The following is a 14,342-nucleotide window of genomic DNA, read 5'->3' as shown; positions in this document are numbered from 1 at the left end:
CACCTCTCTCCGGGACGCGGGAAGCATCAGGGGGACTCGGAACGGGCGGCTGGAGGCTGCCCTGGACCCTCCGGAGGGTCCAGGCACAGCAGGAACGTGTAGTGGACGGCCTCCCACAGCGGCCGTACATCCGCAGGCCAGCCGCCCAACGCGGTCACCAGAGCCGCTGTCTGCTCCCACCCCGGAATCATCTCGCCACCCAGGATCTCGCTGATCGCCTGCGTGCTCAGCGCCCCGCGCGCGGCCCTGCGCACCACCCCGAACTGAGGCCGCCCCGCGGCCAGATGCAGCCCCCGCAGCGCCGCCTGCAGGCGCGCCACCGCATCAGGAATCGCATGCCGCCCCGGCGGCACCAGCCCATGTGCACTCTCGAACAGCGCACTCAGCTCTGCAGGATCACCGTCGAACAGCTCCGCCAGCGTGCACACCACCGGCCAGGTCGGCGTGCGCTCCCCAGAGAAAATCCGCGAGATGTACGACGGTGACAGCGACGTCTGATCGGCCACCTCCCTGACCGTCAGCCCACTGGCCCGGTGCAGATACGACAGTGCCGAGCCCAGCTTCACCGACGCCCGCTCGGCCGCCTGCGACAGCGCCTTGCCCTCCGTATCGCCAGGGCCCGGCATGAGGGGCGCGGACGGCTGCCGCACCGCGGCCCGCTCCCCGGCCCGCCGCTTCAGCCGCTCCTTGACCCGGCTCTCCGGCCACCGGGTACGTGCCGTCGTCGCACTCACCCGGGCGGCCTCGGCCACCTGCTCCCAACTCACGCCCTGGTTGCGGGCGTCCTGCACGGCCGCAGCCCGGTAGTAGTCCACCTCCCGGGCCACCTCGTCCGCGCAGCGCAACAACTCCTTCACAGGCCGCCCGTCATACTCGGCCTCCAGCAACGCCGCCGCCAGTGCCTGCAGATCCTCCGCGATCCGCCGGCCCAGCGGGAGCGCACTGTGTTCCTGACGCTCCAGCCGGCCGTCCCGTTTCCGCTGCTCCTTGCGTCGGCAGTCGATGCTGCAGTACTCCCGCTTCCGGCCGGGACCGCTCCTCTGGGTAAACCGCTCCTGGCAGTAGCGGCAGCTGTCATAGCGGGGACTGGTGCCCGCCATCGTTCCTCCCACGTGCATGTGGCCGTTTCTCATCCCAGATGCGTCACTTCTTGCGCACCGGGAAGAGGAATTCGGCATTCCTAAAACCACCGTGCTGGCTGCCGCCTCGACGGGTGGCGGCGCGCCCAGCAGCTCGCCGCCACCCTCAAGGCCGCTCAGCTCAGCCGAAAACGCTGGTAGAAGCAGCGAGACTGACGCATCGTGGCCATCAGGCCCGCGACCACGGCCGCGGTGGCCGGCGCCGTCCACCACCCGAGGATCAGGATCAGGGGCAGCACTACAACGGCCAGGAACACGCTCGCCTGCACCGTGACAGTCCAGGCACTCGCGATACGCGTTTCATTCCGGGGAAGACGCGGAATGCTAGCGTCGTCGCGAGTCGCCGCCCGGATGAGAGCAGCGACGGAAAACGGGTCAAGCACGGGGCACTTACCTGCCTTTCTTGGTCTCGTCGATGAGGGACCCCGGAGTTGGTAGCGAGCCTGCCCGGGGTTTCCTCGCGTCAACGGACGGTAGTGCTTCCGTCACACCCGGCGCTATATAAACGGTTCATCTCGCAAAGTTCGAACGTCGCAGCGGTGACTAATTACCGGACGGTGACGAGGTGAACGCACGAGCGCTTTCGGAACTGCCTGAATCGGACCGAAGGTGACCGCGTCCGATCAGGCAGTCGATCTTCCTGCATAAATACGGAACAGCACCGGGATTCCGCCCTGCTCAGCCGCCCTCTGCGTGCCCCGCGCACGCCCGCAGAACGACAAGCAAGGGCTCCGCCGCACCGGCCCTCACCTCTTTGCAGTTCCGTTTGCGCAAATATGAAGCAGGCCCTCGGCGAGAGTTCCCCACCAACCGCAGCCACGAAAGCCGAAGCCTCGCGCAGCAGTCGGCGCCTCCACCAGCACTCTTCGCTGAGGTCATGGGGAACGCTCGTAGCCTTCCAGGGTGTCCGAAGCCGTGACCGTGGAATGCGTCGGCGAGCTGTTTGAGGAGCTGCTGGCTGCGAATGGCCCGGTGCGTGCCGTCTCGCGGTTCGCCGAGGGATCGGTCACCGGCGCGTACCGCATCGAGTTCGCCCGCGCCGGCGTGGCGCCGGTCGTGCTGAAGATCTATGGGGCCGACAGCTTCGGGTACGCGGCGAAGGAAGCGCGTGCGCTGAGATTCCTGACCGACCACGGCGTCGGCATCTCGCCGCGCGTGCTGGCGTTCAGCAGGTCAACGCCAGCGCTCGATGGCCGCCCGTGCATCGTCTCCTCGCTGCGCCCGGGCCGCACACTTACGGCGCTCGACGCGGAGCTCACCCGTGCGCAGTGCTATGAGGTCTACCGGCAGCTGGGCCAGGTGCTCGGCCGCCTGCACGCCATCTCTGCCCACGGGTATGGGCACGTCAACGGCGAGATCCGCGACCCGCTGCCGGACAACCGCGCCCACATGGCCCGCATGTTCGAGCGCGAGCTGGGCCGGTTCCGTCACCACTGGGGCGATCCAGCCCTGGCAGGCCGGCTCGCCGCCCACGTTGCCGAGCACGCCTCGGCGTTTGCCGCATGCCCGCGACCCGCCTACTGCCATGGTGACGTGCACGACTCAACCTCCTGGTGCAACTCGCTCAGGACGGCAGCTGCTCGCTGAGCGGGCTGCTCGACCCGGTCAACCTGCATGCGGCAGATCCGCTGATGGACTTCGTGCGCCTGGATGCGTTCTCCATGCACGGGGACGCAACGAAAATCGCCGGGCTGCTGTCCGCGTACGGCGTGTCCGCAACCGGACAACAGCCCGGCCAGTGGCCAGAGGCCTGGCTGTCGCGCCTGCCGCTCTACCGCATGGCGCTCGCCCTTGAGTTGTACAACTGGTTCACGCTCATCGGTCAGACCTCCGCCCTGCCCGCCCTCGACCGTGAACTGCGCCGACTTCTGGGCCAGGGCGGCGCGCAGGACTGACCGTCGTGCCGCAGGAGGGTGGGTTGGCGTGCGGTGATCTCCGGAGGTGTCATTGCGGACTGGAGCAGGGACGGCTGGCAGAGTCCCTCGATTGATCAGGGCCGGAGCAGGCTCCGGCCCGATTCGGGTGGGAGGACGGCGGCACCTGCCGCATAGTCTTCAAGAACCTGCAGCAGATGAGGTAGCGGGACCAGCTCGCGTTCGCGCCGCACGAACGGACCAATGGCCTCCCATGTGCGCACGACTCTGTTGTTGAGCGTCATCAAGTAGCGGTCGTCGATGATGCCCAGCCGCTTGAGGATCACGAAGTTGTGCAAGAAGAAGGCGACGTCATAAACGGCTTCCTGAGCCTCCGCAGGCAGGCCGGAGATACCAAGATCAGGATCGTGTTCGACCCCAAGCCGCTGGATGACGTACCTGTGATGTTGATGGAACGTCGGTGACCGGAATTCATTGAGTAACGCCAGGTACGCCGGAAGGTAGTTGGCGCGCTTCATGGACGACACCTGCTGGAACGCGAAGTAGGTCGAACTCAGCAGTGCTAGTACGGAGAGACCGATCGCCACAGTATTGAGAATCACCCGTTCATCCCCTCGCCCATGAACCCGTACGTAGACAGACAGAGCGGGTGGGGCCCCGGTTCCCAAAGTGTGCTCAATGGCCATGTTTTGAGGTGATACTGGACGTCTTCGAGGACTTGGAGCCAGCGTGACCAGCGACGACAGCCGTCCGGTGACCGGTGACATCGCGCGTGCACGCGAGAAGGCCGCGGCCGCTATGACCGGCGCTGTCACCGCCTGGCTGAGCGCTCTGAACAACGACCAGCTTCGTCGCCGCGGCCAGCGCGCTTCTACGAGCCTGACCTCTCGGGGCGCCCTGCAGAAGGCGTGATCAAACCGTTCGTCAAGGCATAGTCGCTTCCGAGCCTCATCCCCCGTCACCGGGATGAGGCTGGCGGCGTTTCCCTGATCGGCTACCTCAGGCGCGCGGCCGTGCGCCTGCGCGCGGTACCCCGCGCGGTGCCGTACCAGGCCGGTAGGGCAGCATCTGTTCAGCCGTAGCCTGCCCGTGAGGGGTCATCATGCGTTCCACCCGCCGCGTCGCATCCACCGTGGTGCTCGCCTGCCTGCTGCTGGCGAGCTGTAAGTCCGTCTCGCTCGGCACGTCGACGTCGTCCGAAAGCCGGAGCCCGGTGGCAGGAGCATCGGGCACGGCTGCACCGGTCGGCGGATCGTCCGGCCCGATCGCGGTGGGGGCGGGCCCGCAGAAGCACTACACGGTGCAGCAGCAGCCAGCCGCGAGCTCCTGCCACTACCGCTACGAGAACGGGGAGCCGCTCGAGGACCCGAAATGCACGCCGGGCGCGATCTCCCCGGCCGTGACCCAGGCGAACTTGAAGTCGACGATCTGCCGTACGGGCGGCTACACCTCCAGGGTGCGTCCGTCCGCGTACGTGACCGACAAGGAGAAGAAGCTCAACGCCGCCTCCTACGGCTACACCGGGCGCAAGGGCGATGCCGAGTACGACCACTTGATCAGCCTTCAGTTGGGCGGCGACCCGAACGACTACCGCAACCTATGGGTGGAGCCCGCCGACCCCGGCCACCGCTCGGGCTCCGGCATCAACAACAAGAAGGACTCGGTGGAGACGAAGCTGCACACCGCGGTCTGCAAGGGCCAGGTCACCCTCGCGGCCGCACAGCAGGCGATCGTCACCGACTGGACCACCGCCCTGACCACCCTCCACCTCGGCTGATACGAGCAGGTGTTGAGGGGCGCCGCCAACGACCAGGGCGTTCCTGACCGGGCCCCGTCGGCCGCAGGCGCGAGAGAGCCCCGGCTGGACGGGGGAGGCCAGCCGGGGCCGCAAATGGGCAGGCGTCCTGGAGTGGCCCCGGTGGGCGGCTCATTCTGGGACTACCGGGCGGAGAGGATGCTTTGTGACCTCAGTTTGATCTAGCGGTCGTTCAGCACGATCTCTGTGCAGTAGAACGCGAACTTACCGGTGTAGTAGGCGTGTCCGATCGCTCGGCGTTCGGCGTCAGCAATGGCCGTCGGGGCACCAAGGGCAGGTCGGCCCCGGCCCGGATACGGTTCACCGCTTCGTGCATGACGGTGCGCTCGAAGGTGATCCACTCACACTCGGTCCGGCCGCCGTGAACAACGCTCACCCCTGGCTGGCTGTGCCGCTCTTTTTGTGCTGCAACGAGGACACGGCGCAACTGGTCCATGAGTTCTCGACGGTCGTCGAGGACAGCCATGCAAAGACCCTAGCCAGTGACCGAGAGCTCCGGGAACCGGCTGCGGTGGAACTGCCGACGGCTCGGGAGGACCTCGGGCATGATGACCCTTATGCCGATCGAGACCGATGACCTGTTCGAGGACGACATGGCGGGCTGTGTTCCGGTCGCCGATGCGGCGACCGGTGAGGTGCGGCTGCTGTCCGAGCGGTGCTCGACCTGCATCTTCCGGCCGGGCAACCCGTTCCGGTCCACGATGCCGGCACGGATCCGCGAGATGATCGCCGATGCTGTGGCGGACGAAGGGCATGTGACGTGTCACGCGACACTGCCGGGCTCGGCGCCCGCAGGTGTCGAACCGGCGATCTGCCGTGGGTTTGCGGACACATATGGCGATCGGTCGTTGGCCTTGCGGTTCGGAGACGCCCTGGGCCTCGTCCGGGAGATTCCCCCGCCCTCGTGAGGGCGGTTGGTTACTTCAGGCGGGCGTTCGCTTTGGTGCGAGCCAGCCGATAGACATCCCTGGGCCCCTACCAGCGGCCGCTCTTGACGACACGGCCGTTTCCCGGTGCTGTGCTGACCGGCAGGGGACCCTGCATGTCATGCACGTGGTCTTGAACGGTCGTCAGATGGCGTTGATGCGCTGGGCGAAGGCTTTGACGCCGTGAGTGGGGGCGGGGGTGGAGAGCATGGTGCGGGTCAGGGTGCGCACGGCGGGGCGACGGACTTCCTGTGGTGCGATCCGCTCGATGGCTTCGAGTTCGGACAGGCACTGGTGCCAGCGGTTCCACTGGGCGTAGGCGCGCGCGGTCTCCCAGCGCACTCTCACCAGCCGTTCCTTGGGCAGGCCGAGGGGGGAGATGCCGCGGGCGATCCCGATCGCTTTGCCGGCATCCCCGAGCAGGTAGTGGACCGAGACTTCATGCAGGGCGACCTGCGGCGGGCCGAACACCGTGCCCGGGGCGGCGGCGGGTGTGGCCAGCGTGCCGACTTCGTCGGCGCGGCCGCGGGCCTCGGTGATGAGTGCGAGGGCGCTGTCGCGGTCGCCGGCTTTGGCGGCGGCGTAGGCGGCGGTGGCGTACAGGTTGCCGCGTGCCGACAGCGTGGCTGGATCGTGCGCGGACGGCAACGCGTCGGCGGCTCGTACCGCGATCACGGCGGACTTGGCGTGCAGGCCGTGGCGCCGGTACGCGCTGGCAACCATGCGGCGCGCCTCGGCCTGGACCAGCGGCGCGTCCACGGTGGCCGCCGCGGCGACGGCCCGGTCGGCGGTAACGGCGGTGAGCCGGTCGTCGCCAGCCTTGATACACACCCGGGTGGCCAGGCTCCACAACTGCGCAAGCGCCGTCGCCCCCACTTCGCCTCCCAGGGCATGGGCGAGCGCGAGGCGCTTCGGCAACGCGGTGGCGAGCCGGGTGTACTGACAGCCGAGGAACTCGGTGCGGGAGGCCGTGACCGTGCCGCGCACCGCGTCGGCGGTGACGCGGCGGGTGGGGGAGGACGGCCCGTACACCAGGAGGTCCTCGAGTCCGTCCAGCGGGCGGCCACTGGCGGCGGCGGCGGGAAGACCGGTCAGGGCAGCGCCCACGGCCGTGGCTCCTGCGAGGAGAGTCCGACGTCGCACTGCGTCCTCCTGGTCCTGTGACGCCTCGTTGCCGGACACGATAGTGCTCTTGCCCGCCTCGCACGGGTGAGGCTGCGGAGTGAGATCGGCGGCCTGCAGGCCGAGGACGTCCGCGAGCTTGACCAGCGCCGGCCAGCTGGGCTGCAGCCGGTTCGCCTCGACCCGGCACACCCACGACGTCGAGTAGCCGACAAGACGGCCCAGTTCAGCCTGGTGCATCCGTTTGGCCTGCCGGCGGCCGCGGATGACCGCACCGAGGTCGGACACGAGGCTCAGGGGTGCTGGACGGGGCATCGCCACCTCCACGCCGCACCGGTCGGTGGGCGCACGGCCCGAAGAGTCGAGACCTTCCACCCTAGGCCGCCGCGTCAAGGCCTCGCGCCGTGCACGCACCGCATTTGCGGATCCTGCAACCCGGTTGCCGCGCCCTGCGCCGCCGGGCCCAACAGCCGCTGTCCGCGCTGTCCTTGACCCATCCCTTCACCGGAAAGGACCACCCCGTGATGGACAAGATCCTGGTGACCGGCGGAGCCGGGTTCATCGGCTCCCACTTCGTACGCCGCCTGCTGGCCGCCCCCGACATCACCACCGTGACCGTGCTCGACAGCCTCACCTACGCGGGCCACCGCGAAAACCTGGGCGAGGCCTTCCTCAGCCCCAAGCTGGCCTTCGTCCAGGGCGACATCTGCGACGCCGCCCTGGTCGACACGCTCGTCGCCCACCACGACGCGGTGGTGCACTTCGCCGCCGAGTCGCACGTCGACCGCTCCTTCTTCGCGGCCGGATGCTTCCTGGCCACCAACATCACTGGCACCCACACCCTGCTGGACGCCGCCACCCGCCACCACGTGACGAAGTTCGTGCACGTCTCCACCGACGAGGTGTACGGGCCCCTGGCCACCGGGCGGGCCGATGAGGACGCGCCGCTGCGCCCCACCGTCCCCTACGCCGCCTCCAAGGCCGCCGCCGACCTGATCGCCCTCTCCTACCACCGCACCTTCGACCTGCCGGTGTGCATCACCCGCTCCTCCAACAACTACGGGCCCCGCCAGCACCCCGAGAAGATCATCCCGCTGTTCGTGACCCGCCTCCTGCAAGGGGAGAACGTCACCGTGCACGGACGCGGCCAGCACATACGCAACTGGCTGCACGTGGACGACAACTGCCACGGCATCGAACTCGTACTGCGCACAGGCGAGCCCGGATGCGTCTACAACCTCGGCGGCGGCACCGACCTGACCGGCCTGGAACTGACCGGCCGCATCCTCGCCGCCTGCGGCGCCGCAGCCGACCGCATCGAGTACGTGCCCGACCGACCCAGCAACGACCTCCGCTACGCCATGGACTGCACCCGGGCCACCGCCCTCGGCTACCGCCCCCAGCGGGACTTCGACCAGGGCCTGACCGAGACCGTGGCCTGGTACCGCAACCACCCCGAACGCTGGGCACCCCTGCTGCACGCCGAGCAGCCGACAACACCGGCGGGAGCCTGCCGTGTCTGAGCCCACCCTCACCCCAGCGATGGCGGCGTACACCCGCAACGCCCGGCCCCACCTCCACGGCGACGAACTCGCCGCAGTCGAAGAAGCCCTGGCCAGCGGCCAGTTCGGACACGGCCCGATCACCGAGCAGTTCGAACGGGACCTGGCCGACTTCCTCCACGTCCCCGAGACCGTCGCCGTCGCCTCGGGCACCGCCGCCCTGCACATCACGCTCCTGGCGTGCGGAATCGGACCCGGCGACGACGTCGTCGTCCCCTCCTTCACGTTCTGCGCCACCGTGCGCGCCATCGAGGCCTGCGGCGCGAACATCCGCTTCGCCGACATCGACCCGACGACCCTGTGCACGGGCAGCGCCCAGATCCGCGAGGCGCTCACCGACAAGACCCGGGCCGTGCTGCCCGTCCTGTACGGCGGCCGCCCCGTCCCGCTCGGCGACCTGGAGGACGAACTCGCCGAGCGGAACATCACGATCGTCGAAGACGCCGCACACGCCTTCGGCTCCTACCAGGGCCCAGCCCGGGTCGGCGCCACCGGCCGCGCCACCTGCTTCTCCTTCGGCCCGATCAAGAACCTCACCTGCGGCCAGGGCGGCGCCCTGGTGCCCCGCACCCACGAGGAAGCCGACCAGGCCCGCCGCATCCGGCTGCTGGGCATCGCCGAATCCGCCGCCCGCCGCCAGAACACCACCACCTACCGCGTGACCGGCCCCGGCCTGCGCGCCCACCTCTCCCAGATCAACGCCGCGATCGGCCGCGCCCAACTCCCGCACTTCCCCACCGTCCAGACCCAGCGGCGCGCACTGTGGCACACCTACGCCCGCCACCTGAACGAACTGCCCGAGGCCATCCGGCTCGTCGACGTCGACATCGACCACGCCGTGCCCTCCCTGTGCGCGATCCTCGTCGACAACCGCGACCGCATCTTCAAGACCCTGCGCGAGCAGGGCATCGGGGCCGGCGTGCACTACCCGCCCAACCACCTGCAAGAGGCGTTCGCCGCCTGGCACCGACCGCTTCCCGCCACCGAGCACGCCGCAGCCCGCGTCATCACGCTGCCCTTCCACCACGCCATGACCGAACGCGACGTCCACGTCGTCACCACCGTCCTGAAGGAGGCCCTGCGATGAAGCGCGCCGCCGTCCTGGGCAAGGGCCAACTTGCCGCGCACGCCTGCGATGTGCTCACCGCCCTGCCGGACACCGTCCTGGACACGGTGATCCCCAACCGGTGCGAGCCCGACTGGGACCTGCGCCTGTCACAGCACGTCGCCGAACACCACCCCGACACCCGGCTGATCACCTCCGGCCACTGGCGCGACCTCGAACCCGGCCGGTGCGACCTCGTCGTGAGCGTCCTCTACGACCAGATCATCGGGAAGGAACTGATCGACGCCACTGACACGATCGTCAACTGCCACCCCGGCCGCCTGCCCCAGTACCGCGGGGCGCGACCCGTCAACTGGGCGCTGCGCAACGGCGAACCCCTGCACGGCGCCACCCTCCACGTCATCGAGACGGGCATCGACACCGGGCCGATCCTGGGCGAAGTAGCCTTCTCGATCTGGCCGGACACCGACGAAGTACGCGACGTCTGGCAGCGCACCATGCGCCACGCGGCGCTCCTGCTCTCCGACACCCTGCCGCGCCTCGACCAGATCACGCCCCACCCCCAGGACGAGGCTCTTGCAGTGACCCACTACCTGCGCGACAACCACCAACTCGGCAGCCGGAGCAACTGGACGCGGGCCACCAGCGCCAGTCCGTGACCCGCCGCCCTTCTACGCGGCGGAGCCGGCGGCGTCCAAAAGGACGTCGACGAGCCGTTCTGCTGCGTCAGGCCGCCCGTGCGCGCGGGCGGCCTGCGCCATGTCCGCGCGCCGGACCGGGTCCGCCAGCAGCGGGCCGAGCGCAAGCCGCAACCTGTCCGCGCTCACCTCCCCGGCCAGGGCGACGGCGGCCCCCGCCTCCTCCAGGTGCCGGGCATTGTGGGTCTGCTCGTTGCCCGCCGAGGTAGCGAGCGGAATGAACACTGCGGCCTTCCCGAGCGCGGTAAGTTCTGCGAGGGTGCCTGCGCCGCTGCGGGAGACGACCACGTCGGCCAGGGCGAGCACGTCCGGCAGCTCGCTGCCGACATAGCCGGTCAGGTGGTAGCGGGCCGCCGCACCCTGCGGCAACTGCGCGCTGAGCGAAGCCAGTTGCTCCACGTTGTCCGGCCCGCACTGGTGGATGACATTCGCCCGCTCCAGCAGCCACGGCAGCACCTCGCCCACCACGGTGTTGATCTGCTGCGCGCCCTGGGCGCCGCCGGTGACGTACAGGGTGGGCAGCCGCCGGTCGAACCCGGTCAGCCCTAGGGTGGTGACGGCCTTGTCTGCGTCACCGGTGAGGATCTCCGGCCGCACCGGATTGCCCGTGACTACGGCGGTCGCCCGTACGTCCTTGGGCAGCAGCTCCAGGGTGGAGGGTGAGGACACGGCGATCCGCGTCGCCGATCCGGCGAGCTTGCGGTTCGCCAACCCCAGACGCACGGTCTGCTCGTGCAGCACGAGCGGGCGTCGGCACAGGCGGGCGGCCAGCCCGGCCGGGACCGCGACGTATCCGCCGGTGGCCAAGACGACGTCCGGAGCGAACTCGGCGATCTTGGACCGGGCTTGTGCGACCCCGAGCGGCACGCGCGCCATGTCCTTGACGTTCGCCGGGCCGAGCATCTTCAGCGGATTCGACGAGCGGCGGATTTTGCCGGTCGCCACGGTGGTGAACGGGATGCCCTCGGCCGGGGCGACCCGCGCCTCCAAACCCTCCGCCGTACCGATCCACAACACCTCCAGGCCGCGCCCCTGCCCGGTGAGCCTGTCCCGCAGTGCGCGGATCGCGGTGAGCGCCGGGTAGGTGTGGCCACCTGTCCCGCCACCGGTCACGATCAGGCGGAACGAAGCATGCGGAGCACGGTTGATGGCGCTGGTCACGAGACATCCCATCTGACTCAACTCCCGCCCAGGCAAGGACGGCCTGCGAGGCGCAGCCTTCCATACCGACACCGAGCGATCGTCGCTCGCCACCTACGCGGCGGGCCCGGGAAGCTCTGACCTGCTCGGACACACCACGGACCCCGGGGGATCAGACATCGTCCCCGGGGCCCGGCATATGGAGTCGCGCTGTTCAACGACCGCGCCACATCGACGTCACGCGGTGGCTGGATTCACGGACTCGACGCCCGAAGACATCGTCGGGTCGCAGATTCAGCGGGATGAGGTCTGATGGGTCCACCGGTCCATGCCTCCGCTCGGCGGACGCCCCTCGGACTCAATCCGGCCGACTTGTGGCGTCACAGCACCGGTTCGCAGAGTTGCATGCCCACGGTGTCCAGCTGTTCCGTGCACCACACCCAGGCTGCACGCGGCTCGCGGCGGTCACGCCGGATGCCCGTAGTCGGCGACCCTTCGACTCCATGCAGTCGTTCCGCGCCTGTTCGCCCCGCAGGACCCCAAGCAGCGTCAGCGCCCATTGCAGGGCGCCCCGCATGCTGAACCCGTCACAACCGTCGCAATCGAGGCGCGGTAGTACGGGACGATTGCTTATGGGCTGCGGAAAGCCGTGGACGGGTCTGCGGCCAGGGTGCAGGACCGTGGTTGGGCTACTGCCAGACTGCCGTGGTGAGTTGGACGTCGGCCCGCGGAACGGTCGGAGGGATACGTGCCGTCGATTGCCCTGTACTACCCCTGGATGCACTTCCAGAACGATGAGTGGCTCAGGCTTGCGCTGCTGGCATGGGACAGCATCGTGAGGATCCGGCCTTCAGCGGTTGAGGATCGCGACGGCGACCTCGTGCGCCAGATCCGGGCGGAATCTGATCTGCTGTTGGAGGTGACGCCGAGCCGGAGCGACTTGGCTGCCGTGGAAGACGCTTTCTCCGGGATCATCGACGAGGCCCTCACCGCCGTTCGGCCAAACCTCCTCACGTGGAGTGACGAGTCGCATCGACTCCGTGCGGCCACCCGCGTGCTTGGTTTGGGCGCAGGGCGTACCGCGTACCGGCCGCCAGCCAGTCAGCAACTACCCTTGGCAGACCCTGAGTTGCTCTGGGTCTACTGCGGCCGCGAAGAGCCCAAGATGAGCGACTCGTTACGCAGGAAGTTTCTTCAGGCTGGTCTGGCTGTTCAACGTGACAGCTCGGAGCCGTGGGTGGGGATGCGGCCACTGGTGGGGTCTGTCTACACGGCGGCCCTGGCCGACGTCATGGCCCGGCGCAATGCCATGGCACCCGTAACCGACGATCCGCGCATGCACCGTGCCATGGGGGCTGTCGACAACCTCGCGAGTCTGCTCACCGGGATGGCGCCACCGCCGCCGGCCATCGAGGACGTGCAGTCGGCTTACGTGAACCTGGCATTGTCCGCGGCCCTCCGGCCACGAGGCATCTCCGCCGTGCCTGTTAGTCGCCTGCTCGACTTCCGGAACCGGCACAAGGCCGAGCTTGCCGCCTTCCGTGAACACATCGGTTCCCTCGCCGCGGAGCTGGAAGAGATCGCGAAAGTCGAGCATCCGGAGGTGGCGCGGGCCCACCTGCAAGCCCTGTACGACAGGACCACCAAGCGCCACCTCGACGAACTACGGGGCGCACTCAGGGCGTTCGGTATCGACTCCACAGTCGGCGCACTGGAGCTCAAAGTGGATCTGGGGGCCGCTTCCGGTACCGCGCTGGGTGTCGGAGCAGCGGCCGGCGGTCACCTTGCGCTGGGGGCCGCGGCAGTCGCCGTGACAGTCGTGCCGTACCTCACCCGCGCGATCGGCTCCCGCAACCGGCTGCGTAGCCAGTCTCCGGTGGCCTATCTGCTGGCTGCCGACAAGGAGCTCAACTGGACCCCATCCCGCCGAATCGGTTGATCGTGAAAGCAGGCGCAGAGGGGGGCGCTTGTGCAAGGCGCCCCGTCTACCGGAGATCAGCTCTGCGCTGCTGACGGCGTCAGGGGCCCTGACGCAGGAACGGAGCCGGGCGGCCGCTACCCGGTCGGGTGATGCTGCCGCATCAGCGCAACCCTGCCCGCTGCCAGGACGTAGTGCCGTACATGAACCCGATCAACAAAGTACATGTGCAAGAGCCCGGGTTGGTGGTCGTCGACGTCGCGGCCGCCGACGCGGCTACCGCGCTCGCCGTCCAGGAGGCTCTCGCCGCGCAGTGGGCGACGGCGACAGCAGACCGTGTCACGCGCGATCCCGGCCAGCCCGGTGTACGACTGCGCTGCTACCTGGACCTGCGCCAGCCGATCGCTTCGCGCACGGCCCGCGGCATCGCCGAACCCGCACTGTCAGCCGATGAACCCGAAGGCGGCGCTCTCCCCGTACGGCCATGAGCGCAGGTCCGGCTGCCCTGGTCAACGTCGACGCCCAGGCAGGCACCACGGAACGCCCACGACGGGGTCCCGGAGGCCGCCGCGATCCCAGCCCAGCGCAGGGCCTGCCGCGAGTACGGCGACCACACCACACACGATGACACCGGACCCATCGGGAAGAGCACGAGGAGCACTCCAGCTGGCTGGCCTGCCTTTCATTCCCGCCCGACGCCCCTGTCGAGCAGGCCCAGAGCCGGGCCCGGGCGTCCACGCACCCGGCCCGACCATGTGGTCGCCGACAAGGGCTACAGCTCTCGAATAGATTCGCGCCTACCTGAGACGACGCGGCATCCCGCACACGATCCCCGAACGCGTCGACCAGATCCTGGGCCGGCTGAACCGCGGCACACGCGGCGGACGGCCGCCCGGCTGCGATCGGTGCGTCTACCGCCGCCGCAACGTCGTCGAGATGAGCAAGCCGCAGCGCTGTCATAGCTGCGGTTCGTCGTCATCGCCGTGGGCTCCTGTCTCGTTCTGGATTATCGCCATCCGCTGGTGGTACAGCCAGGGTTGGCGTGCTCCGTGTCCGCGGGGCAGTTCGTGCAGGCGGCGGA

General features: G+C 69.0%; 16 protein-coding genes and 1 pseudogene. 11 read left to right on the top strand and 6 right to left on the bottom strand.

Annotation, left to right across the window (positions count from 1 at the left end; genetic code table 11):
* Window positions 1-26: 26 nt before the first annotated feature.
* Together P2Q00_RS42490 and P2Q00_RS42485 are read right to left on the bottom strand one after the other, a co-directional pair.
* Window positions 27-1,100, bottom strand: a complete 1,074-nt coding sequence (locus tag P2Q00_RS42490; RefSeq protein WP_275780111.1) for a helix-turn-helix domain-containing protein — start codon at window positions 1,098-1,100, stop codon at window positions 27-29.
* Between the two features lie 155 nt (window positions 1,101-1,255).
* Window positions 1,256-1,522, bottom strand: coding sequence for a hypothetical protein (locus P2Q00_RS42485; protein WP_275780110.1), 267 nt, complete (start codon window positions 1,520-1,522; stop codon window positions 1,256-1,258).
* A gap of 520 nt (window positions 1,523-2,042) precedes the next feature.
* Here P2Q00_RS42485 and P2Q00_RS42480 point away from each other — a divergent pair.
* Both P2Q00_RS42480 and P2Q00_RS42475 read left to right on the top strand, forming a co-directional pair.
* The gene (locus tag P2Q00_RS42480; protein ID WP_275780109.1) at window positions 2,043-2,726 is read left to right on the top strand and encodes a phosphotransferase family protein; all 684 of its coding nucleotides are present in this window, start codon (window positions 2,043-2,045) and stop codon (window positions 2,724-2,726) included.
* Complete coding sequence (locus tag P2Q00_RS42475; RefSeq protein WP_275780108.1) at window positions 2,693-3,034, top strand: hypothetical protein; 342 nt, start codon at window positions 2,693-2,695, stop codon at window positions 3,032-3,034. Before P2Q00_RS42480 ends, P2Q00_RS42475 begins: the two co-directional genes overlap by 34 nt.
* Before the next feature lie 95 nt (window positions 3,035-3,129).
* Here P2Q00_RS42475 and P2Q00_RS42470 read toward each other — a convergent pair whose 3' ends face one another.
* Complete coding sequence (locus P2Q00_RS42470; RefSeq protein WP_275780107.1) at window positions 3,130-3,600, bottom strand: hypothetical protein; 471 nt, start codon at window positions 3,598-3,600, stop codon at window positions 3,130-3,132.
* A gap of 142 nt (window positions 3,601-3,742) precedes the next feature.
* Here P2Q00_RS42470 and P2Q00_RS42465 point away from each other — a divergent pair, with 142 nt between their 5' ends.
* Both P2Q00_RS42465 and P2Q00_RS42460 read left to right on the top strand, forming a co-directional pair.
* Complete coding sequence (locus P2Q00_RS42465) at window positions 3,743-3,925, top strand: hypothetical protein (RefSeq protein ID WP_275780106.1); 183 nt, start codon at window positions 3,743-3,745, stop codon at window positions 3,923-3,925.
* A 190-nt stretch (window positions 3,926-4,115) separates the two neighbouring features.
* Window positions 4,116-4,790 carry a hypothetical protein gene (locus P2Q00_RS42460; protein WP_275780105.1) on the top strand — a complete coding sequence of 225 codons (675 nt, stop codon included), beginning with the start codon at window positions 4,116-4,118 and terminating at the stop codon, window positions 4,788-4,790.
* Window positions 4,791-5,001: 211 nt separating this feature from the next.
* Here P2Q00_RS42460 and P2Q00_RS42455 read toward each other — a convergent pair whose 3' ends face one another.
* Window positions 5,002-5,295 (bottom strand): hypothetical protein, encoded by a 294-nt coding sequence (locus P2Q00_RS42455; RefSeq protein WP_275780104.1) that lies wholly within the window; start codon window positions 5,293-5,295, stop codon window positions 5,002-5,004.
* A 91-nt stretch (window positions 5,296-5,386) separates the two neighbouring features.
* Here P2Q00_RS42455 and P2Q00_RS42450 point away from each other — a divergent pair, with 91 nt between their 5' ends.
* Window positions 5,387-5,737: a hypothetical protein gene (locus tag P2Q00_RS42450; protein WP_275780103.1), complete on the top strand. Its 351-nt coding sequence runs from the start codon at window positions 5,387-5,389 to the stop codon at window positions 5,735-5,737.
* Window positions 5,738-5,899: 162 nt separating this feature from the next.
* Here P2Q00_RS42450 and P2Q00_RS42445 read toward each other — a convergent pair whose 3' ends face one another.
* Window positions 5,900-7,192, bottom strand: a complete 1,293-nt coding sequence (locus tag P2Q00_RS42445; protein ID WP_275780102.1) for a helix-turn-helix domain-containing protein — start codon at window positions 7,190-7,192, stop codon at window positions 5,900-5,902.
* 209 nt (window positions 7,193-7,401) lie between these two features.
* On the opposite strand from P2Q00_RS42445, the gene rfbB reads away from it, so the two are divergent.
* Genes rfbB through P2Q00_RS42430 form a run of 3 tightly spaced genes read left to right on the top strand, consistent with a single transcriptional unit; the run spans window position 7,402 to window position 10,164 of the window.
* Window positions 7,402-8,400: a dTDP-glucose 4,6-dehydratase gene (gene rfbB, locus P2Q00_RS42440; protein ID WP_275780229.1), complete on the top strand. Its 999-nt coding sequence runs from the start codon at window positions 7,402-7,404 to the stop codon at window positions 8,398-8,400.
* Entirely contained in the window at window positions 8,393-9,526 is a 1,134-nt protein-coding gene (locus P2Q00_RS42435) for a DegT/DnrJ/EryC1/StrS family aminotransferase (protein WP_275780101.1), read from the top strand. The genes rfbB and P2Q00_RS42435 overlap by 8 nt, the downstream gene beginning before the upstream one ends.
* Complete coding sequence (locus tag P2Q00_RS42430) at window positions 9,523-10,164, top strand: formyl transferase (protein ID WP_275780100.1); 642 nt, start codon at window positions 9,523-9,525, stop codon at window positions 10,162-10,164. Before P2Q00_RS42435 ends, P2Q00_RS42430 begins: the two co-directional genes overlap by 4 nt.
* Window positions 10,165-10,176: 12 nt before the next feature.
* On the opposite strand, the gene P2Q00_RS42425 is transcribed toward P2Q00_RS42430, so the two are convergent.
* On the bottom strand, window positions 10,177-11,376 hold the full coding sequence (locus P2Q00_RS42425) for a UDP-N-acetylglucosamine--N-acetylmuramyl-(pentapeptide) pyrophosphoryl-undecaprenol N-acetylglucosamine transferase (RefSeq protein ID WP_425579551.1): 1,200 nt from the start codon (window positions 11,374-11,376) through the stop codon (window positions 10,177-10,179).
* Window positions 11,377-12,091: 715 nt separating this feature from the next.
* On the opposite strand from P2Q00_RS42425, the gene P2Q00_RS42420 reads away from it, so the two are divergent.
* The 3 genes and pseudogenes from P2Q00_RS42420 to P2Q00_RS42410 all read left to right on the top strand — a co-directional run.
* Complete coding sequence (locus P2Q00_RS42420) at window positions 12,092-13,282, top strand: DUF6236 family protein (RefSeq protein ID WP_275780098.1); 1,191 nt, start codon at window positions 12,092-12,094, stop codon at window positions 13,280-13,282.
* A 131-nt stretch (window positions 13,283-13,413) separates the two neighbouring features.
* A complete protein-coding gene (locus tag P2Q00_RS42415; RefSeq protein ID WP_275780097.1) occupies window positions 13,414-13,749 on the top strand; it encodes a DUF6207 family protein in 336 nt (111 codons plus the stop codon).
* A gap of 225 nt (window positions 13,750-13,974) precedes the next feature.
* Window positions 13,975-14,197, top strand: a pseudogene (locus P2Q00_RS42410) (IS5/IS1182 family transposase); the annotation flags it as partial.
* Window positions 14,198-14,342: the final 145 nt, after the last annotated feature.

Source organism: Streptomyces coacervatus (assembly GCF_029223485.1).
Taxonomy (GTDB): domain Bacteria; phylum Actinomycetota; class Actinomycetes; order Streptomycetales; family Streptomycetaceae; genus Streptomyces; species Streptomyces coacervatus.
The sequence above is the reverse complement of the archived record's forward strand: the minus strand, read 5'-3'. Positions and strand labels throughout refer to the sequence as shown.